The organism is Sphingomonas faeni (genome assembly GCF_024273235.1).
In the GTDB taxonomy this organism is placed as follows: Bacteria; Pseudomonadota; Alphaproteobacteria; order Sphingomonadales; family Sphingomonadaceae; genus Sphingomonas; species Sphingomonas faeni_A.
This window is the reverse complement of sequence record NZ_JANBVH010000017.1, coordinates 1-20,772: the sequence shown is the minus strand read 5'-3', so window position 1 is coordinate 20,772 and position 20,772 is coordinate 1. Positions and strand designations below refer to the sequence as shown.

General features: G+C 66.3%; 15 protein-coding genes. 9 read left to right on the top strand and 6 right to left on the bottom strand.

Annotation, left to right across the window (positions count from 1 at the left end):
• Positions 1-5: 5 nt before the first annotated feature.
• The gene (locus NLI89_RS10900; protein ID WP_254687088.1) at positions 6-566 is read right to left on the bottom strand and encodes a YqgE/AlgH family protein; all 561 of its coding nucleotides are present in this window, start codon (positions 564-566) and stop codon (positions 6-8) included.
• 109 nt (positions 567-675) lie between these two features.
• On the opposite strand from NLI89_RS10900, the gene NLI89_RS10895 reads away from it, so the two are divergent.
• The 3 genes from NLI89_RS10895 to NLI89_RS10885 all read left to right on the top strand — a co-directional run bounded on the left by NLI89_RS10895 (position 676) and on the right by NLI89_RS10885 (position 3,437).
• Positions 676-1,155, top strand: coding sequence for a peroxiredoxin (locus NLI89_RS10895; RefSeq protein WP_254687087.1), 480 nt, complete (start codon positions 676-678; stop codon positions 1,153-1,155).
• A 214-nt stretch (positions 1,156-1,369) separates the two neighbouring features.
• A complete protein-coding gene (locus tag NLI89_RS10890; protein ID WP_254687086.1) occupies positions 1,370-2,821 on the top strand; it encodes an AMP nucleosidase in 1,452 nt (483 codons plus the stop codon).
• 103 nt (positions 2,822-2,924) lie between these two features.
• Positions 2,925-3,437, top strand: a complete 513-nt coding sequence (locus tag NLI89_RS10885) for a hypothetical protein (RefSeq protein WP_254687085.1) — start codon at positions 2,925-2,927, stop codon at positions 3,435-3,437.
• A gap of 249 nt (positions 3,438-3,686) precedes the next feature.
• Here NLI89_RS10885 and NLI89_RS10880 read toward each other — a convergent pair whose 3' ends face one another.
• The 4 genes from NLI89_RS10880 to NLI89_RS10865 all read right to left on the bottom strand — a co-directional run bounded on the left by NLI89_RS10880 (position 3,687) and on the right by NLI89_RS10865 (position 13,226).
• Positions 3,687-8,345, bottom strand: coding sequence for a beta strand repeat-containing protein (locus NLI89_RS10880; RefSeq protein ID WP_254687084.1), 4,659 nt, complete (start codon positions 8,343-8,345; stop codon positions 3,687-3,689).
• 461 nt (positions 8,346-8,806) lie between these two features.
• The gene (locus NLI89_RS10875; protein WP_254687083.1) at positions 8,807-9,832 is read right to left on the bottom strand and encodes an aspartate-semialdehyde dehydrogenase; all 1,026 of its coding nucleotides are present in this window, start codon (positions 9,830-9,832) and stop codon (positions 8,807-8,809) included.
• A gap of 353 nt (positions 9,833-10,185) precedes the next feature.
• Positions 10,186-10,902 (bottom strand): MgtC/SapB family protein, encoded by a 717-nt coding sequence (locus NLI89_RS10870; protein ID WP_254687082.1) that lies wholly within the window; start codon positions 10,900-10,902, stop codon positions 10,186-10,188.
• A 5-nt stretch (positions 10,903-10,907) separates the two neighbouring features.
• The gene (locus NLI89_RS10865) at positions 10,908-13,226 is read right to left on the bottom strand and encodes a S9 family peptidase (RefSeq protein ID WP_254687081.1); all 2,319 of its coding nucleotides are present in this window, start codon (positions 13,224-13,226) and stop codon (positions 10,908-10,910) included.
• A gap of 250 nt (positions 13,227-13,476) precedes the next feature.
• Here NLI89_RS10865 and NLI89_RS10860 point away from each other — a divergent pair, with 250 nt between their 5' ends.
• Both NLI89_RS10860 and NLI89_RS10855 read left to right on the top strand, forming a co-directional pair.
• Positions 13,477-14,157: a DUF6975 family protein gene (locus NLI89_RS10860; protein WP_254687080.1), complete on the top strand. Its 681-nt coding sequence runs from the start codon at positions 13,477-13,479 to the stop codon at positions 14,155-14,157.
• 67 nt (positions 14,158-14,224) lie between these two features.
• Positions 14,225-15,079, top strand: coding sequence for an AAA family ATPase (locus NLI89_RS10855; protein WP_060525606.1), 855 nt, complete (start codon positions 14,225-14,227; stop codon positions 15,077-15,079).
• Positions 15,080-15,140: 61 nt separating this feature from the next.
• Here NLI89_RS10855 and NLI89_RS10850 read toward each other — a convergent pair whose 3' ends face one another.
• Positions 15,141-15,569 (bottom strand): hypothetical protein, encoded by a 429-nt coding sequence (locus tag NLI89_RS10850; RefSeq protein WP_254687079.1) that lies wholly within the window; start codon positions 15,567-15,569, stop codon positions 15,141-15,143.
• A 384-nt stretch (positions 15,570-15,953) separates the two neighbouring features.
• Here NLI89_RS10850 and NLI89_RS10845 point away from each other — a divergent pair, with 384 nt between their 5' ends.
• From NLI89_RS10845 to NLI89_RS10830, 4 genes are all read left to right on the top strand, one after another.
• On the top strand, positions 15,954-16,532 hold the full coding sequence (locus NLI89_RS10845; RefSeq protein ID WP_254687078.1) for a CHAP domain-containing protein: 579 nt from the start codon (positions 15,954-15,956) through the stop codon (positions 16,530-16,532).
• Positions 16,533-16,977: 445 nt separating this feature from the next.
• Positions 16,978-18,885, top strand: coding sequence for a CocE/NonD family hydrolase (locus NLI89_RS10840; RefSeq protein WP_254687077.1), 1,908 nt, complete (start codon positions 16,978-16,980; stop codon positions 18,883-18,885).
• A 140-nt stretch (positions 18,886-19,025) separates the two neighbouring features.
• Positions 19,026-20,204, top strand: coding sequence for a vWA domain-containing protein (locus NLI89_RS10835; RefSeq protein WP_254687076.1), 1,179 nt, complete (start codon positions 19,026-19,028; stop codon positions 20,202-20,204).
• Between the two features lie 90 nt (positions 20,205-20,294).
• Entirely contained in the window at positions 20,295-20,618 is a 324-nt protein-coding gene (locus NLI89_RS10830) for a hypothetical protein (RefSeq protein ID WP_254687075.1), read from the top strand.
• Positions 20,619-20,772: the final 154 nt, after the last annotated feature.

The following is a 20,772-nucleotide window of genomic DNA, read 5'->3' as shown; positions in this document are numbered from 1 at the left end:
AGAAGTCAGGCCCGCCCCGTCTCCGCGACCAGCAGCCGCGGATCGACGCCGGCCTGCGCGAACGCATAGGTCCAGCGATCCTCCACCGCGGTATCGAACAGCAGGTCGGTATCGCCGAGCACGTTGAACCACCCCGGCCGCGACAGTTCGCCCTCCAGCTGCCCACCGTCCCAACCGGCATAGCCCAGCGCCACGACCCAGTGCGACGGGCCCTTCCCTTCGGCGATCGCGCGCAGCACGTCGACCGTACTCGACAGCTTCCACCGCCCGGCGACGTCGACCGAGTCCTGCCCGCCCCAATCGGAGGAGTGCACCACGAACCCACGCCGCGGCTCGACCGGCCCGCCGAAATGCACCGGGGCGTTGGGGGCGTCGCCCGGCTCGATCCCGAACTGTTCGAGCAGGTCGTGGAAGCCCAGCCCGTCGATCGTCGCGCCGATCCCGATGCCGATCGCGCCGTTCTCGTCATGGCTGCACATCGCGATCACCGCGCGGGCGAAGCGCGGGTCGCTCATGCCCGGCATCGCGAGCAGGAATTGTCCGGAGAGAAAGGCCGTCTTGTCCATGCCGTGCAACATAGCGCCGCACACCCGCGGTCGCCACGCTTGAAATCCCCCGCCCGGCGTCCAAGGTACGGCTCGCCCGCGACCAACGCGCGGCGACAGGAGATTTCACATGACGATCAGCGTCGGCGACCGGCTTCCCACCACCAATCTCGTCAAGGCTACGGCCGATGGCCCCGATCAGGTCGATACCGACAGCTTCTTCAAGGGGCGGAAAGTCGCGCTGTTCGCGGTTCCCGGCGCGTTCACGCCGACCTGCTCGGCCAAGCACCTCCCCGGCTTCGTCGAGAAGGCAGCCGAGCTGAAGGCCAAGGGCGTCGACGAGATCGCCTGCGTCTCGGTCAACGACGCGTTCGTGATGGGCGCGTGGGGCAAGTCGGCGGGTGCCGGCGACATCACCATGCTGGCGGACGGCAATGGCGATTTCGCCAAGGCGGTCGGGCTGACGATGGACGGCTCGGGCTACGGCATGGGCCTCCGCAGCCAGCGTTACTCGATGCTGGTGAACGACGGCGTGGTCGAGCAACTGAACGTCGAGGCACCGGGCGAGTTCAAGGTGAGCTCGGCCGAACATCTGCTCAGCGAGATCTGATACAAGAGGACGGGAGGACACCCGCTCTTCCCCCCTCCCTGAAAGGGAGGGGCTGGGGGTGGGTCGGCTTGGGGCGGATGCTGGTGTTCCCCCGAGAGCGACCCACCCCTAACCCCTCCCTTCCAGGGAGGGGAATGGCTTTATCGGCATCGTCGTGTACCGAGCCATTTGCGAAGTCTTGCCACCGTAACCTCTGCCGCCTAACCCTGACGCGATGACAATCGCATCCGACCTCGTCGCCGACCTCGACCGCCTCTACCGCGCTTCCGTCGAGCGCCTCCAAGCCGCCATGAGCGCCTATATCGCCGACGGCACGACGCCCGATCCGGTCAGCCGCACCGACGGCTCGTTCGCCTATCCCGAAATCCGGCTCACCTATAAGGGTGGCGTCGACCGCCCCACCCCGCTGCGCTCGTTCGGCCGCATGGTCACGCCCGGCGAATACAAGATCAGCGTCACCAAGCCCGCGATCTTCGCCGAATACCTCATCGAACAACTGACCCTGCTGATCGAGGATTACGACGTCACCGTCGAAGCCGTCGAGGGTCGCCAGGAAATCCCGTTCCCGTACGTGATCGACCCCGGCCATGCGCTGAGTCTCGACGAGGTCTCCGCCACCGAATTGTCGCGCCACTTCCCCGCGACGGAGCTCGCGCATATCGGCGACGAGATCGCCGACGGCCTGTGGATCGCGCAGGACGACACGCGCCCGCTCGCGCTGTTCGACGGGCTGCGCACCGATTTCAGCCTCGCCCGCCTGCGCCATTACATGGGCACGCCCGCCGAGCACGCGCAGCGCTTCGTGCTGTTCACCAACTACCACCGCTATGTCGACGAGTTCGTCCGCTGGGCGGGGACGCAGTTGGGGCCACGCGCGGATGGAACGCCGAGCCGCTTCACCAGCCTGTCGGGTGCGGGGGGGATCACGATCTCGTCCGGCGACGACATCGACAAGATCATCTCCGACAGCGCGTGGCGGCGGCACCAGATGCCCGCCTATCATCTGATGGCGGACGACCGCACCGGCATCACGCTCGTCAACATCGGTGTCGGCCCGTCGAACGCGAAGACGATCTGCGACCATCTCGCGGTGCTGCGTCCCGAGGCTTGGCTGATGATCGGTCATTGCGGTGGTCTCCGTCCGAGCCAGCGGATCGGGGATTATGTGCTCGCGCATGCCTATCTGCGCGACGACCATGTCCTCGACGATGTCCTGCCGCCCGAGATCCCCGTCCCCGCGATCGCCGAGGTGCAGGTCGCGATGGCCAAGGCGGCCGAGATCGTCTCGGGCCAGTCGGGCGAGGAACTGAAACGCCGCCTGCGGACCGGCACGATCGTAACGACCGACGACCGCAACTGGGAACTCCGCTACTCGAAGTCGGCGCTGCGCTTTTCACTCAGCCGCGCCGTCGGCATCGACATGGAGTCGGCGACGATCGCCGCACAGGGTTACCGCTTCCGCGTACCCTATGGTACGTTGCTCTGCGTCTCCGACAAGCCGCTGCACGGCGAACTCAAGCTGCCGGGGCAGGCCAACCGCTTCTACGAACGCGCGATCAGCGAGCATCTGCGGATCGGCATCGAGACCTGCGAACAATTGCGACTGGAGGGCGCCAAGCTCCACAGCCGCAAGCTGCGCGCGTTCGACGAACCCCCGTTCAGATAAGGCGTTCAGATGAGGCGGTCGGATAAAGCGGGCCGGTAAAAAGCGGAGCGGATCGCGTACCGATGCGTTACGCATCCGCAATCATTTCTGAGGGAGCATAGCCGTGGCCGACACCGACCCACCCGAAACGCCGCCCCAAACCGACGCCAAGAAGCCCGTGACGCGCCGCCGTGCCCCGCGCAAGACCAGCGCGCCGAAGTCAGTCGCCGCGACGTCTGCGGCCAAATCCGTGGCAGCGTCGAAGCCGGCGCCGGTGTCGAAGCCGGCTGCCGAGAAGACCGCCTCCCCGACCCCGCGCAAAGCCGTTGCCAAGCCGGTGCCGAAGCCACGGTCGACCAAGCGCAGCACGCCGCGGCCCGCCGCGACACGTCCTGTCGTTGCGACGCCGGTGGCCAAGGCTTCCGACAAGGTTCGCGGAAAATGGGGTGCGGCGGCGATCTTCAGCGGCGTTGCCGTGGCGGGTGCCGCGGTCGGCGCTTTGCTAACCCTGCGCGGCAGCACGCCGAAGCCCCCAAAGCCAAAGGCGCCATCCAGGCACGCGCACCAGGCTGACGGCACCGACGCATCCAAGTCGTTCGACGCCGGCATCGCCGATCCGGGAACGGTTCCGGAATAAGCCCCCGCAACACGGGGATCACCATCGGCCGAAAGCCCTTGATACCGGAAGGGGTTGAACCATCCATGGCCGGTTGACGGCCATGGCGCCAAGGTGTGCGTTGCCTCAGTTTCGCGGGTGCAGAAACCCGATCTTGCCGTCACGGTTCGGTCGCACGGTCGCCGCTGGCAAGAACAACGAAGGCGATCCACCTCCCAAACGAAAACGGGCGACCCGAAGGCCGCCCGTTCCCGCGTACTCAACGGCGGATCAGAACTGATACCCGATCCCGCCCGACGCTCCGGCCTTGCCCTGCGAGTCGTAGGTGCCGCTCAGCTTGACCACGGTGTGCCCGTCGTTGAACGCCTTCGACATGCCGACCGCGACCGCGGACTGCCCGGCATAGGTACCGCCGCCGATCGCGACCATGCCCTTGCCCGCCTCATAGGCCTGCGGCAGCCCGGCGGCGGCGAGCGCGCTCGACGTCCCAGCATAGCCGTCGCGCCGCACCGAGCGGATGTCGAAGTCGAGCGCCGCGATCCGTCCGTCGGTGTAGCTGTTGGCCTGCGTCACCGCGGAGTTGATGCCGGAGTTCAGCTGCCCGACATTGACCGCGTCGGTGGTCGATACGCCCGCCGCGACGTTGCTGAGCACGGTTGCCGCGCCGCCTGCGTTGAACGTCACGTTGGTCCGCCCGGCACTATATTGCACCGAGTTGCTGCCCAGCGCGAGGGCACTGTCCGCGGTACCCTGCGCCGTCGCGACCGCCTGGTTGGTGGTATAGAGCTGACCACCATTCACCGCATCGGTCGATCCCGCCGCCAGCGCCGCCGCAGCCACGTTGGTCACCGTCACCGGTGCCGCCGCATTGCCGCCGGCCAGCGTCACGGTGTTGGTCCGCGCGCCGCTCGCATCGGTGTTGTACGACACCGCGTTCACGGTGGTCAGCGCCAGCGCGTAAACCTGCCCGCCATTGACCGCGTCGGTCGAACCCGCCGCGATCGAACCGCTCGCGACGTTGTGCAGGCCCACCGGCCCAGCCGCCGCACCGACCAAGGTCAGGTCGTTGGTCCTGGTGCCGCCGTTCGGCGTGGTGGGGCTGCCCGGGTTGGAATATTGCACGGGCCCGGTGCCGCCGTTCGCGACCTGGTTGCCAAGGTTCGTGATCGCGGTCGTGTTGTTGGCGACCTGGACGTTGGTCGCGTTCAGCTGCGATCCGTTGACCGCGTCGGTCGATCCGGCGGCGACGTTGCCCGCCGCGACGTTGGTGATCGTCGTCCCGCCGGCACCGCCGAGCGTGATCGTGTTCTTGGTCCCATTGTCATATTGCACCGTGCTGTTGCCCAGCGCCGCGACCTGCGCCGCGACCCCGGCGACCTGGCCGACATTGGCGGCATCGGTCGCTGCCGTGCCCGCCGCGACGTTGGTGATCTGGCGCTCGGCACCGGCCGAACCGACCGACACCTCGCCGACCGAGTTCTGCAACCCGGCCAGGCCGAGTGCCGCATAGCCAAGCGTACCACCGCGCAGGGCCGACGCGCCGGTGCCGATCGCCACGCTGTTGTCGGCGCTCACCACCGCTTCCGGACCGATCGCGATGCTGTCGGTGCCCGTCACGCTGCCGTCGCCGCGGGTCGAGAGTACCCGGAAATACCGGATCCCCGCGCCGCCGTTGATCGCGCCATCGACCGCGTCGAACACCGACTGGACGTTGCCATATTGCACGCCGCCGAAACCGATCGAGGCGAGCACGCTGTTTGTCGCCGCGTCATAGCTCGAGAGGCCACCGAGACCGGCTGCGACCGAGCTGCCGAGACCGACCAGCTGCCCGCCATTGACCGCCTCGGTCGAACCGACCGCCAGCGTTCCCGCGGCGACGTTGCCGAGCACCACCGGTGCGGCGCCGGCCCCGCCGAAGGTCACGCGCGACCGGCTGAGATCGTCATATTGCACCGCCAGCGCGTTCAGCGTGCCGACCTGCCCGGACACAGTTGCCAGCTGACCGCCATTGACCGCGTCGGTCGATCCCGCGGCGACCACGCCGTCGGCGACATTGTGCAACGCGACCGCCCCGGCCGCACCGCCGACCAGCGTGACGTCGTTCGACGGTACGCCACCGTTCGGCGTGGTCGGTGCACCCGCGCTAGAATATTGCAGTGCGCCGATCGCACCGTTCGAGATGCTCGTCGTCAGGTTGGTGACGTTGGTGTTTGTCGCGAACAGCTGGCTGCCATTGACCGCCTCGGTCGAGCTGGCGCCCAGCGTCCCCGCCGCGACGTTGCCGATCACCACAGGGGCAGCACCGGTTCCGGCACCGCCGAGCGTGATCCGCGACCGGCCGATATCGTCATACTGCACCGCGAGCGCGGACAGCCCGCTAACCTGCCCCGTGACGCTGGCGAGCTGGCCGCCGTTGACTGCGTCGGTCGATCCGGTGGCGACCACGCCGTCGGCGACGTTGTGCAGCCCGACCGGGCCGGCCGTCGCGCCCACCAGCGCGACGTCGTTGGTCGGCACGCCGCCGTTGGGCACGGTCGGCGTCGCGGCGTTCGAATATTGCACCGCGCCGATCCCGCCATTGCTGATGTTGGTCGTCAGGTTGGTCAGCGCGGTGTTGGTGTTGGTGACGTTGGTGTTGGTCGCGAACAACTGGCTGCCGTTGACGGCTTCGGTCGAGGTCGCGCCGAGCGTGCCCGCCGCGACGTTGCCGAGCACGACCGCTGGAGCACCAGCGCCACCGAAGGTGACGCGCGACCGGCTGAGGTCGTCATACTGCACCGCCAGCGCCGACAGTCCGCCGATCTGCCCCGATACCGTCGCCAGCTGCCCGCCGTTCACGGCGTCGGTCGAGCCCGTCGCGACGACGCCGTCGGCGACGTTGTGCAGCGCGACTGCACCTGCCGCTCCACCGACCAGCGTCGCGTCGTTCGAGGGCACGCCGCCGTTCGGCGTCGTCGGCGCACCCGCGCTCGAATATTGCAGCGCGCCGATCGCGCCGTTGGCGATGTTGGTCGTCAGGTTGGTGACATTGGTGTTGGTCGCGAACAGCTGGCTGCCGTTCACCGCGTCGGTCGAGGTGGCGCCCAGAGTCCCGGCTGCGACGTTGCCGAGCCCGACCGGTGCCGCACCGACGCCGCCCAGCGTCACGCGGGCGCGGGTCGCATCGTCATACTGGACCGCCAGCGTGTTGAGTGTGCCGACCTGGTCGACGACCGTCGACAGCTGACCGCCGTTGACCGCATCGGTCGATCCCGTCGCGACGACACCCGCAGCGACGTTATGCAGCCCGACCGGGCCGGCAGTCGCACCCACGAGCGCGACGTCGTTGGTCGGCACGCCGCCGTTCGGCACGGTCGGCGTCGCGGCGTTCGAATATTGCACCGCGCCGATCCCGCCATTGGTGATGTTGGTCGTCAGGTTGGTAAGCGCGGTATTGGTGTTCGTGACGTTGGTGTTCGTCGCGAACAACTGGCTGCCATTGACGGCCTCTAGCGACGTCGCGCCGAGCGTGCCCGCTGCGACGTTGTCCAGTACGACAGGCGCTGCCCCGGTCCCGAGACCACCAAGTGTCGCCTTCGCACGGGTCGCGTCGTCATATTGGACGGCGAGCCCGGCCAGCGTGCCGACCTGATCCGATACGGTCGACAGCTGGCCGCCGTTGACCGCGTCGGTAGAGCCGGCGGCAACAACGCCATTGGCGACGTTGTGCAGCGCGACCGCGCCGGCCGCTCCACCGACCAGCGTCGCGTCGTTCGACGGCACGCCCCCGTTCGGCGTCGTCGGCGCACCCGCGCTCGAATATTGCAGCGCGCCGATCGCGCCATTGCTGATGTTGGTCGTCAGGTTGGTCACGTTCGTGTTGGTCGCGAACAGCTGGCTGCCGTTGACCGCGTCGGTCGAGGCCGCGCCGAGCGCGCCCGCCGCGACGTTGGTCAGCGCGACCGGGGGCAGGCCCGCGCCGGCACCGCCCAGCGTCACGCTGGTCCGGGCCACGTCGTCATACTGGACCGCGCCGCTCGCGACCGTACCGATCTGCGCCTGGACACCCGCGAGCTGGCTGACGTTGACTGCATCGGTATCCGCCGAGCCTGCCGCGACGTTGGTGATCTGGCGCTCTGCACCGGCCGCGCCGACCGACACCTCGCCTGCCGACGTCTGCGCGGCGGTCAGGCCGAGCGCGGCATAGTTCGCTAGAGGTCCTCGCGCGGCAAGGCTGCCTGCGCCCAAGGCTACGCCATTCGCGCCAGTCGCGCTGGCGTCCGTGCCAAGCGCCATCGCACCGGTCGCGCCGGCACCGACGCTAGCGCGCGTTCCGAATGCGACCGAGCCGACCGCCGTCGCCGCCGTGTTGGCCGAATTCCCGAACGCGACCGAGCTCAGTTCGCCCGCCGACGCTTCGAGACCGGTCGCTCCCAGGCCCGTGATGCGGTTGCCGCCGATCGAGATGCCGGCGGGATTGAGCAGCGAAACACTGTCCGCCTGCGTGTCGCACCGATCGCTCGCGCCGACGATCTGGCCGTTCGTGTTCAGGACCTGCAAGGTGATATTGTTGCCCGCCGCGGCGTTGGCCAACAGCCCGGCTGCATCGATGCTGAGCGGATCGACGAGTGGCAGCACCGTACCGACAACGCCCAGGATCGGATTAACCGTATTCTGGATCGGCGTCACAATCCCGTTGATGACCGGTGCGAGGATGCCGGTTACTGCCGACCGCGGCAGGCTGACGCCCGAACATGCGCTGACGAGGTTCGGCGTACCCGTCTGTGCCGAAGCCGCCTGGGTTACCAACAGCGATGTCGCGGCGAGACCGATCAGCGACACGCCGTTGCGAAGGCCACGCAACACCCGCGTACCGCCAACCGATCTGCTGGCGAAGGCACTCGACGTTACGATGGGCTGGGCATGCGGACGAACAAACGCGTGAGACATCAAACATCCTCCACTGGCGACTGCAATGGCAGCGCGAATTTCCCGGATCGCCGATGGTCTATCGACCCGACTACCGGAACGGAGGGATGTTCAACCCCTGAATACTAACAGTATGTTACCAACATAAATAAGAAATAATCGGAACTCGGCAAGCAACTATTCGTTCTTGATCGGTCGAACTACTCATAATGGTTCAATATCAAACCCGTTCTTGTTCGATTTTCAAACCACTGTGCGGAGTTACATAGGTTTGTTCGGGTCATGATCGTTAACCGATAGACCCAATCTGACAGATATCGATTTCGGCCTGACCTGGTCTTCGCAAAACGGGTTTATCCGACCCATTGCCGCCCGCGTCCGCCGCGACGACGAATCACGAAGAAACCGCGTCGTCACGGCAAAATGACGACGCGGTTCTGGTACTGCGGAACAGATTTTTGGGGCGAACGGCCCCGCCCGACTCAGGCCTTTTGCAGATGCCGTCGCCCGAGCAGTTCGGCGATCTGCACCGCGTTCAGCGCGGCACCCTTGCGGAGATTGTCGCTGACGCACCACAGGTTCAGGCCGTTCTCGACGGTCGGATCCTCGCGCACGCGGCTGATATACGTCGCGAAGTCGCCGACGCATTCGATCGGGGTGATGTAGCCGCCGTCCTCGCGCTTATCGACCAGCATGATGCCGGGCGCCTCGCGGAGGATATTCTGCGCCTCCTCGGCCGAGATCTCGTTCTCGAACTCGATGTTGATCGCCTCCGAATGGCCGACGAACACCGGCACGCGGACGCAGGTCGCGGTGACCTTGATCTTCTTGTCGAGGATCTTCTTGGTCTCGACGACCATCTTCCACTCTTCCTTGGTCGAGCCGTCGTCGAGGAAGCTGTCGATGTGCGGGATCACGTTGAACGCGATCTGCTTGGTGAACTTCTTGGCCTCGGCCGGATCGCCGACGAAGATGTTGCGGCTCTGCTCGAACAGCTCGTCCATCCCCGCCTTGCCCGCGCCGGACACCGACTGGTAGGTCGATACGACGACGCGCTTGATCACCGCGGCGTCGTGCAGCGGCTTCAGCGCGACGACCATCTGCGCGGTCGAGCAGTTCGGGTTGGCGATGATGTTGCGCGCCTTGTAGCCGTCGATCGCTTCCGGGTTCACCTCGGGCACGATCAGCGGCACGTCGGGGTCCATGCGGTAGAGCGACGAATTGTCGATCACCACGCAGCCGGCAGCGGCGGCGATCGGTGCGTAGACCGCGGTGCCCTCCGAGCCGATCGCGAACAGCGCCATGTCCCAGCCGTTCCAGTCGAAATGCTCGATGTTCTGGCATTTGATCTGCTTGCCGGTGTCGCCGTAGTCGACCATCAGCCCCTGGCTGCGCGACGACGCGACGCAGGCGATCTCGTCGGCGGGAAACTCGCGCTCCGCCAGGATATTGAGCATCTCGCGCCCGACATTGCCGGTCGCGCCCGCGACCACCACCCGATAACCCATGTCATAACTCCGATTGGACTTGGCCGCGCACTAACGTCGTTGCGCGGGCAGGTCCAACGGCTTTCGACTTGTTGCGCGGATAGAGGGGGTTTGGAGGCTTGGATCGCGGCGACGGTTGCACCCGCCTCCTTGTTCGCCCGCGAAGGCGGGGGCCCAGACTGGACCCCCGCCTTCGCGGGCGAACACGCTTCTCTCTCCACCACCCCAGCAGTAGCACCACCCCGGCGGAGGCCGGGGCCCAGTTGGAAAGGTCGCAGTAATAAAGTGCCGCGCGCAGTTAGCCACGTCCCCCAACTGGGCCCCGGCCTCCGCCGGGGTGGTGGCCGGGGAAGGTCCGCCGCTAAACCCGACCCTTAGTCATGCGTCCTAGCCTGCCAAGTCGCATGCTCGATCCCATGCACCTTCGCCAGGTGATCCGTGATCGCATCCAGTTCCTCCGCCGGCACGTTCGTCGCCACCAGCGTCGCGGCAATCTCCACCCGGTCCTCGCCCCGCTCGGTCACGTCCAGCTCCGCCACCTGCAATTGCGCAGCCTCCAGATGCTCCACCACCATATCGCCGATCGGCCCCGCATCCCCCGCCGCCGCCGTCACCATCACGCTATAGGTTGCCTCGATCGTCCGCCCATCGGTCGGAATCCGGTTGATCCCGTCGACCAGCGGCCGCAGCGCGGTGTTCGCCAGCAGCACGACGAACGTCAGCAACCCCGCCTCCGCGATCATGTCGCTGCCGGCGCACGCGCCGACCGCGGCCGAGCACCACAAGGTCGCCGCGGTGTTGAGCCCGCGGACGTTCATCCCCTCCTTCATGATCACGCCCGCGCCGAGGAAGCCGATCCCCGACACGACATAGGCGATGATCCGGATCGACTCGACATCGCCGCCCAGCCGCTGCCCCAGATCGACGAACGCCGCCGACCCGAGCGCCACCAGCGTGTTGGTCCGCAGCCCCGCGGTGCGCTGGCGGTACTGCCGCTCCGCGCCGATCAGCGTCCCGAACACGAACGCAGCGATGTAACTCACCAGCGTGTCGAGGAACGGCCACAGGTGAAACGTCTCGACGAACCGCACCGTGGTTACTTCGCCGGCGTTGCCACAGCCTCAGGCACCGGCTTGTCCTTCACGGTCCGGTCGAGGAAGTTCAGGATCGTCCCCCAGACATGCTCGCTGATCCCCGGCCCCGCCACGCGGTGCGTGTACCCCGGGTAGAACATCATCTCGAACGGCGTCGCGGTCGCCTGCATCCGCGCGGCCACCTTGGTCGAATTGTCGAGGAACACGTTATCGTCCGCCATCCCGTGGATCAGCAGCAACGGATCGACGATCCTGTTCGCCTCCTCGACCGCGGCCGAGGTCGAGTAGCTCGCCGGGTCCTTCGCCGGATCGCCCAGATACCGCTCGGTATAATGCGTGTCGTACAGCTGCCAGTCAGTGACCGGCGCTCCTGAAACGGCCGCGGCATACACGCCCGGCGTCTTCTCCAGCATCTTCAACGACATATAGCCGCCATAGGACCAGCCATAGGTCGCGATCTTGCTCGGCTCGACGAACGGCAGCGACTTCAGGTAGTTCGCGCCCGAAAGCTGGTCCTCGACCTCGACCGTGCCCATCGCGTGATAGATCTGGTCCTCGAACGCCTTGCCGCGATTATACGAGCCGCGGTTGTCGATGGTGAAATAGATCCAGCCGCGATCGACCAGATATTGCGGCAATCCGCCCTGCCAGCCGCGCGTGACCTGCTGGCCGGTGCCGGGTCCGCCGTAATGTTCGAAGAACACCGGGTATTTCTTGCCTGGCTCCAATGGCGGCGTGATCATCTCGTAATAGAGCGTCATGCCGTTCTTGGCCTTCAGCGTGCCGAACTTGGTTTCCTGGTGGCTCGACAGATACGGATAATAAGGGTGCCCCTCGACCACCGCATTCTCGTTGATCCACGAGATTCGCTTGCCGGTCGCGTCCGCGAGATAGACCTGGGTCGGCTGCTTCGGATTCGAGCGCGAGATGATGAACCGGCTCGCGGCGGCATCCATCGTCGCGCTGTTCCACCAGCCGGTTTCGGTCAGCTTGGTGATCGCGTTCGGCTTGGCGACGTCGACCGAATAGAGCTGCTGCTCGAGCACGTCGTCCTTGTTGCCGAGGAAGAACAGCCGACCCTTTGTCTCATCGACGCCGACCAGATCGGTGACGACCCAGTCGCCCTTGGTAAGCTGCGTCCACTTGCCCGACGCGAACCGGTAGAGATGCCCGTAGCCGCTCCGCTCCGACCGCCAGATCAGGCTGCCGTCCTGAAGCACGTGATAGGCGTCGGACAGGTTGAGCCAGCTCTTCACGCCCGATTTCTCGGTGAACAGCACGGTCGACTTGCCCGTCGCGGGATCGACGCGGAGCATTTCCAGCAGCTTCTGGTCGCGGCTCTGACGCTGGACCAGCAGCATCCGGCCATCCGGCGTCCAGTCGACGCGCGCGAGATAGATGTCGGGGTTGGTGCCGAGATCGACCTTCACCTGGCCCGAGCCGTCGGAGTTCATGATATACAGATCGACCAGCACGTTCGGGGTGCCAGCCGCGGGATAGCGCTGCTCGTAGACCTTGGTCCCGGTCGCGCCGATCGATGCGCGTGTCGCGGTGTGGACCGGTGCCTCGTCGAACCGCTCGATCGCGACATGCCGCTCGTCGGGCGACCACCAATAACCGGTGCGGCGATCCATCTCTTCCTGCGCGACGAATTCCGCCTCGCCGAAATGCACCGTTCCGCCGCCACCGGTAGTGAGCGCTCGCGCGTCGCCCCCGCTCAGCGGTTGGACGAAGACGTTCTGGTCGCGGACGAACGAGACGAAGCTGCCCTTGGGGCTGACGACCGGGTTCAGCTCGCCGCCGGGCGTATTCGTCAGCCGCTTCACCTTGCCGTCGAGCCCTGCGAGATACAGGTCGCCGTCGAGCGGCACGAGGATCGACTTGCCGTCGGGCGCCCAGTCATAGGCGACGATGCCCTTCTGCCCGCCGATCCGCGCACGCTCGCGCTGCATCTTCTCGGCCTCGGTCAGTTCGGCGCCGCTGCCGACGGTCTTCGAATCGACCAGCATCCGCGCCTGGCCCGTCGCGGTATCGACCGCCCAGAGATCGAAACGCTCCTTCTCGTCGTCGCGGTTGCGCAAGCTGGTCAGCAACGTGCCGTCCGGTGACAGCCGCACCGCGCGCGGCTGCGATCCCGACAGGTCCGGATTGCCGAACACGCGCGCCATCGTCAGGTCGCCGGGTTTCGCCGCCTCGACCGGCCGCAGCGGCTCGGGCGCGGGAGTCACTGCCGCAGGACCGGCGGCGGGCGTCACCTGATCAGCAGCCATCGCGGCGGTTCCGACCGAAGCAAGTGCAAGCCCGAGCAACCATGTTCGCATCCTGTAGACTCCGTGGGATCATCCCGCCGGATACCGCCCGGCGGCCCGAAGATGTTCGGTGGCGCGTTATCGCGACGGCATGCGGCGGCGTAAAGGGCGCATCGCAGCGACGACCTCGACCATCCCGGCTGCCGACTGACGAGCATGAGATAATTACCACGGCGTAAACCGCGTCTTTACGCGCTTCGTTTAAACCGACCGACGAGAACCTTGCCGTGGACGTTCGTCCACCGCGCAGCACGACCGGAGTATGATGGTCTCGACCACGGTACCGCAGGGCAACGAGCCCGCAGGCGAGCGCAGCGCATGGCAGGCGCTCGTCCGGCTGGCCGAGGCCGATGGCAGCGTCGCGCACCCGCATTATCGCCGCCTTATCTCGGGTGGCCAGCCGCCCCGCAACCTGTCCGACGCGGTCCACGCGCTGTGCTCGGTGCACGGCGACCATCCCGGCATGATCGCCGACGTCCTGGCAAACGCGGTCCAGCCCGAGGCACAGGACTGGCTGACCGCCGCCGCCGCCGGTTTCGTCGACGAGCGCACCTATCTCGCGCAGTTGACCGCCGCGGTCGGCCCGCTGCCCTCGACGCCCGGTCAGGCGGAAACCGAATCGGCGCTGGTCGGCGAACGGCATGCGCTCGAAATGCTCGCCCGGTCCGAACGGCGCGGTTGTGCGACCGGTGCGGTCGCGGCGCTGTTGCTCGATTGGGGCTCGATCCGCGCGATGCTCGATATCGCCGCGGAGCGCTTCGGGCTCCCAGTACCCGCACCGACCTTCCCCTCGAACGCCGACACCGCAGCGATGATCGCGGCGCTCGGCAACGCGCCCGGCGTCCAGCGCGCGATCCTGTTCGGTGCACAACAGCTGTTCGCGCAGCACCGCGGCCTGTGGTCGCTGCTCGAAGCCCGTGCGAGCGCCCGCGGCGATCTGTAACCGGCTTGCACGGGGCTGCGGAAACCTTCTATCCATACCCGGTATTCAGAACCGGACGGGACATCGCATGAAGCGCTTCGAAGGCACCCAGAGCTACGTCGCGACCGACGATCTGAAAGTCGCGGTCAACGCCGCCGTGACGCTGCGCCGTCCGCTGCTGATCAAAGGCGAGCCCGGCACCGGCAAGACCGTCCTCGCCTATGAAATCGCCAAGGCGCTCGGCGCGCCGCTGATCGAGTGGAACATCAAGTCGACCACCAAGGCGCAGCAGGGCCTGTACGAATATGACGCGGTCGCCCGCCTGCGCGACGGCCAGCTCGGCGACGCGCGGGTCCACGACATCGGCAACTATATCCGCAAGGGCAAATTGTGGGAGGCGTTCACCCAGCCGGCCCCGCCCGTCCTGCTGATCGACGAGATCGACAAGGCCGATATCGAGTTCCCCAACGACCTGTTGCAGGAACTCGATCGGATGGAGTTCCACGTCTACGAGACCAAGGAAACCGTGCGCGCGGTCGAGCGCCCGATCGTGATCATCACGTCGAACAACGAGAAGGAACTTCCCGACGCGTTCCTCCGCCGCTGTTTCTTCCACTATATCAAGTTCCCCGATCGACAGACCATGCAGGCGATCGTCGACGTGCATTTCCCCGGCATCCAGAAGATCCTCGTCAGCAAGGCGATGGACCTGTTCTACGACGTCCGCGACGTGCCGGGGCTGAAGAAGAAGCCCTCGACCAGCGAGCTGCTCGACTGGCTGAAGCTGCTGCTCCACGAGGACATGCCGCTCGACATCCTCCAGAACCGCGACCCGACCAAGGCGATCCCGCCGCTCCACGGCGCGCTGCTGAAGAACGAACAGGACGTCATGCTATTCGAACGCCTGGCGTTCATGGCGAAGCGGCAGAAGAACCAGGGGTAGGCTATCGAGGCGCGGCAAACCGACGACGCTGCCCACGCAACGCCATCGGCTTGCGCGTCGCTCAGGTCACGCTTCGACCCGTCGGAATATAATCGACGGCGAGCTGCGGGATACCCGTCGGACCGCGGAAGTTGAACCGCGAGACGGTCGCCGGATCGGGGATGTGCAGCTTCTGCCCGAACGTAACGAGATATTGCGCCGGCGAGCGCGAGCCGAGCGCGATAAAGGAACCGCTGGCCAAAGGCGCGCCGCGCGGCATGTTGTCGACGAGATAGTCGCTGTTGAGAATGCCGTTCCAGTTGTTGAACATGCTGTTGAACGTGTCGCTGTCGGGAATGGCGAAGAGCTGGCCCCACATGGCGATATACACGGCGCCGTGACTGGCATTCGACGTTACGCGATTGCCATCATATTGAGTCCAGTCCACTGCGGCGGCCATCAAGTCTTGCGCGGCCTTAGGGGCCATCAGGGTGTTCGTATCGGTCGTCATGACGTCATCCTTGGTTGACGGGCTTGTGATGTCGCAAACCTGGGATTGCCCAGACCAGGCGTCGCCCGCCCCAGGACCGGCGGATCGTCGACCAGCCGAGGTCTAACCGACACGCAGCGGGTGCGTGGCGCTCGACGCAACCGCTTCGGAGGCGAGGAGTCACCGGGCGGGTACTTCACCGCTCCAGCTGAACCGAAGTTGATGATTTACAGCCCGTTACGGCGCAGTGTTACCGGCTTATTCGATCCGATCCGGATGAGCCTCCCCGGCCCGTGATCGCTGGCCTCGACCTACGCCGTCGGCCTAAAGACCATCCGCCGAACTTATCCTGCGTTAACCATCTGCGGCAACAATTATGCCACACCTTCGGCGCAGGGTGGCCTCATGAGATTGTATGCTTTCCGTCGTTGGGCGCCGGCACTGCTGGCAATCGCCATGGCCGCCCCCGCATCCGCGTCCAAATCCGCCTCGCTGCTCGACTATGTCGGCCAGTGCGTGCCCTTCGCGCGCGCCGCGTCGGGAATCCAGATCTACGGCAACGCCTGGACCTGGTGGGAGCAGGCCGACGGCAAATACGAACGCACGCACATCCCGAAAGAAGGCGCCGTCATCGTCTTCGCGAAGACCGCACGCCTGCCGTTCGGCCATGTCGCGGTCGTCAGCCGGGTGGTCGAGAAGCGCGTCGTGATGCTGACCCACGCCAACTGGTCGCGGCAGAACGGCGAGCGCGGGCACGCGGAACAGGACGTCACGCTGTTCGACGTCTCGCGCGACAACGACTGGAGCGACGTGAAGGTCTGGTACAAGGACGTGGACGGCCTCGGCGGCGGGATCTACCCGGTCTACGGCTTCATCTACGGCAAGGCGCACGCCGCCGCCGAACTGACGAGCCGCAACCCCGATTACGTCGGCGCGCTGATCGACGCGTACGTGCCCGTCAGCGGCAAGCCCATCGGACGCTGACTTCCCCCATCCTGAAAGGGAGGGGATTTCGCTACCTGCTGATTCTTCCCCCCTCCCTGGAAGGGAGGGGTCGGGGGTGGGTCGGCGTCCGCATATCCGAACCGGTGTGGCTCGAGCTGGCCTACCCACCCCCAGCCCCTCCCTTCCAGGGAGGGGAGCCAGAAGTGCCTATTCTTCGATTGCCGCCACCCTCGAAGCGGCGAATCGATCGCTCGCTGACTTCTCGCTGGCCCGCTGACTTCCGCTCCCGTCAACTTCGCCCCTCCCTGGAAGGGAGGGGTCGGGGGTGGGTCGGCGTCCGCATATCCGAACCGGTGTGGCTCGAGCTGGCCTAGCCACCCCCAGCCCCTCCCTTCCAGGGGGGAGCCAGAAGTACATATTCTTGGATTGCCGCCACCCTCGAAACCATGCCACCACCGTCCCGCAAAAGACGGCGAGGATGACGATGCGGTTCAGGGCTTTCACGACGATCACGCTGGCCTTGCTCGCAACGTCCGCCCCCGCGATCGTCGGGGCGCAGAAGGAAAAGGCCCCGCCCCCCGGCGGCGATATCCCCGCCAGGTTCGTCCCCGCCAACGCCAGCTTCGATTTCGACCGCCGCGAGGTCGATATCCCGATGCGCGACGGCGTCACGCTCCACGCCGTCATCGTCCAGCGCAAGGGCCTGCGGGATGCCCCGATCCTGCTCCAGCGCACCCCCTACAACGCCGAGGGCGTCGCCAGCCGATCCTCCAGTTCCAGCGGCGCGATGACCCTTCGCGCCTCCGACGCGATGTTCTTCGACGCGGGCTATATCCGCGTGTTCGAGGACGTCCGCGGCAAGAACGGCTCGAACGGCGCATACATCAACGAACGCCCGCTGATCGGCCCGCTCAACACGACCAAGGTCGATCACTCCACCGACGCCTATGATACGATCGACTGGCTGGTGAAGAACCTCAAGAACTCGAACGGTCGCGTCGGCATCATCGGTGGCAGCTATGACGGCATGATGGCCGCAATGGCGCTGGTGAACCCGCACCCCGCGCTGAAGGCCGCGGTGCCGATGAACCCGGTCATCAACACGTGGAAGGGCGACGACGATTTCCACGGCGGCGCCTTCCGCCAGATCGGCTACGATTATTACTACACGCAGGACGCCGCGAAGGGCGAAGCCGGCGACCTCTGGCGCGACGCGTACGATGATTACGACACCTTCCTCCGCGCCGGTTCCGCCAGCGCGTTCGCGAAAAGCCGCGGGCTCGAACAACTCCCGTTCGTGAACCGCCTCCACGATCACCCGGCGTACGACGCATTCTGGCAGGGCCAGGCGCTCGAGACGATCCTGCCGAAGCAGCCGCAGACCGTGCCGACGCTCTGGGTCGCCAGCCAATGGGACCAGGAGGATATTTACGGCGCCGTCGCGGCGTATGAGGCGGTGTCGAAGGTCGATCCGAACCACGTCAACCACCTCGCGCTCGGCCCCTGGGCGCACGGCGGCGCGAACGGCGACGGCTCGACCTTGGGTGCGATCCGGTTCGATGCGGACACCGCGCTGTGGTTCCGCAAGAACGTCCTGCTCCCGTTCCTCGACGGCGCGCTGAAGACCGGCGCAATGCCGCCCGCGCTTGCCCCCGTCACCGCATTCCAGACCGGCACGAACCAGTGGCAGACGCTGGCCGGCTGGCCGAACTCTGCCGCGACGCAGAAACTCTACTTCCAGCCCGCAAGCGGCCTCGCCCCGACCGCCCCCGCGCAGGACGGCCAGGACGACTATGTCTCCGACCCCGCCAAGCCGATCCCCTACCGCCTCCGCCCGATCCGCCCGACCTACGCGACCGGGTCGACCTGGCGGCAATGGCTCGTCGACGACCAGCGCCCGTTCTCCGATCGCACCGACGTCCTCACCTACCAGACGCCCCCGCTGACGACCCCGATCGCAATCGCCGGCGCGCCCGTCGCGGACCTGATCGCCAGCACTACCGGCACCGACGGCGACTTCGTCGTGAAGCTGATCGACGTCTACCCTGCCGAATATTCCGACAAGCCCGAGATGGGCGGCTACCAACTCGCCGTCTCGATGGACATTCTGCGCGGCCGCTACCGAGATAGCTTCGAGAAGCCGACGCCGATCGTCGCCGGCCAGCCGACGCATTTCCGCGTCGTCCTGCCCAATGCCAACCACGTCTTCCTCCCCGGCCACCGCATCATGGTCCAGGTCCAGTCGAGCTGGTTCCCGCTCTACGACCGCAATCCGCAGACCTACGTCCCCAACATCTTCGACGCGAAGCCCGCCGACTACCGCAAGGCGACGATCAGCGTCTTCCACTCGACCGCGCAACCCAGCGCGATCGAACTGCCGATCGCGCGGTGAGACAATGCCGACCGCCCCATCCACTCCGTCACCCCGGACTTGTTCCGGGGTCCACGGTCCCGCATCATCACGCCTATCGAGTGTGCGGAACCGTGGATGCCGGAACGAGCCCGGCATGACGAAGGCTCTGGAGTGACCCCATGTTCCTGAACTTCCTCGACGAACTCCGCAGCGCCGGCATCCCCGCCAGCCTCAAGGAACACCTCATCCTGCTGGAGGCGCTCGACGCCGAGGTGATCGAGCGCACGCCCGAAGATTTCTACTACCTCTCCCGCGCGGTGTACGTGAAGGACGAGGGACTGCTCGACAAGTTCGACCAGGTCTTCGCCAAGGTCTTTCGCGGCCTCGCCACCAGCTACGGCACTGTCCCCGGCGAAGTCCCCGAGGACTGGCTGAAGGCGGTCGCCGAGAAATTCCTAACCCCCGAGGAGATGGCCGCGATCAAGTCGCTCGGCTCGTGGGACGAGATCATGGAGACTCTCAAGCAACGTCTCGAGGAGCAGAAGGAACGCCACCAGGGCGGCAATAAGTGGGTCGGCACCGGCGGCACGTCGCCCTACGGCAACGGCGGCTACAACCCCGAAGGCGTCCGCATCGGCGGCGAAAGCACGCACAAGCGCGCGCTGAAAGTCTGGGACCAGCGCGAGTTCCGCAACCTCGACAACACCAAGGAACTCGGCACCCGCAACATCAAGGTGGCACTCCGCCGCCTGCGCCGCTTCGCGCGCGACGGTGCTGCCGACGAACTCGACATCGATGGCACGATCGCCGGCACCGCGCGGCAGGGCTATCTCGACATCGTCATGCGCGCCGAGCGCCGCAATGCGGTCAAGCTATTGCTGTTCCTCGACGTCGGCGGCTCGATGGACCCGTTCGTGAAACTCTGCGAGGAACTGTTCTCGGCCGCGACCACCGAGTTCAAGAACCTCGAATTCTTCTACTTCCACAATTGCCCATACGAGGGCGTGTGGAAGGACAACACGCGCCGCTTCGCCGAGCGCACGCCGTTATGGGACGTGCTCCACAAGTTCGGTCATGATTACAAACTGATCTTCGTCGGCGATGCGTCGATGAGCCCGTACGAGATCACCCATCCCGGCGGCTCGGTCGAGCATTTTAACGAGGAGCCGGGCGCGGTGTGGATGCAGCGCCTGACGAATACCTATCCGGCGGCGGCGTGGCTCAACCCCGTGCCCGAGGCGCAGTGGGGCTATTCGCAATCGGTGCGGATCATCCGCGAGCTGATGACCGACCGGATGTACCCGCTGAGCCTTGCCGGGCTCGACGACGCGATGCGCGAACTGACGCGCAAACGGTGAGTTTGGTGCGGTAGGCCGCGCACCGTAACGGAACCGTCACGGAGGCGATCGGTTTATCGGGCATCATCCCTCAACCGAAGGACAAGCCCGATGTCGTCGATCCCCAACTCCGCCATGCCGCACGCCAAGGTTCACCACGACGACGACCACACGCCGAAGGCTGACAAGAAGACCGCCGCGACGAGCGACTGGGTCGAGGACGCGACCGACGCGGCGAAGGCTGGGCTGGCAACGGCGACCGATGCGGTGAAGTCGCACCCGAAGACGGCGATCGCGGTCGGCGCGACGGTGATCGCGGGGATCGCGGCCGCGATCGCGGTGCCCGCGTTGCGCGCGAAGGACGGGGCCGAGAAGAAGACCCCGCCGAAGAAGCCCGAGCCGAAGAAGCCGGCCAAGGCAAAGAAGCCGCACTGATACGAACGCCGCCCACTGGCAGCCCCTGCACCACCCCGGCGAAGGCCGGGGCCCAATTGGGGGACGCCGCTAACTGAGCGCGCGCTCCGTTACCGCAACCTTTCCACTTGGGCCCCGGCCTCCGCCGGGGTCGAGATTTCACTGGCGACGGGCA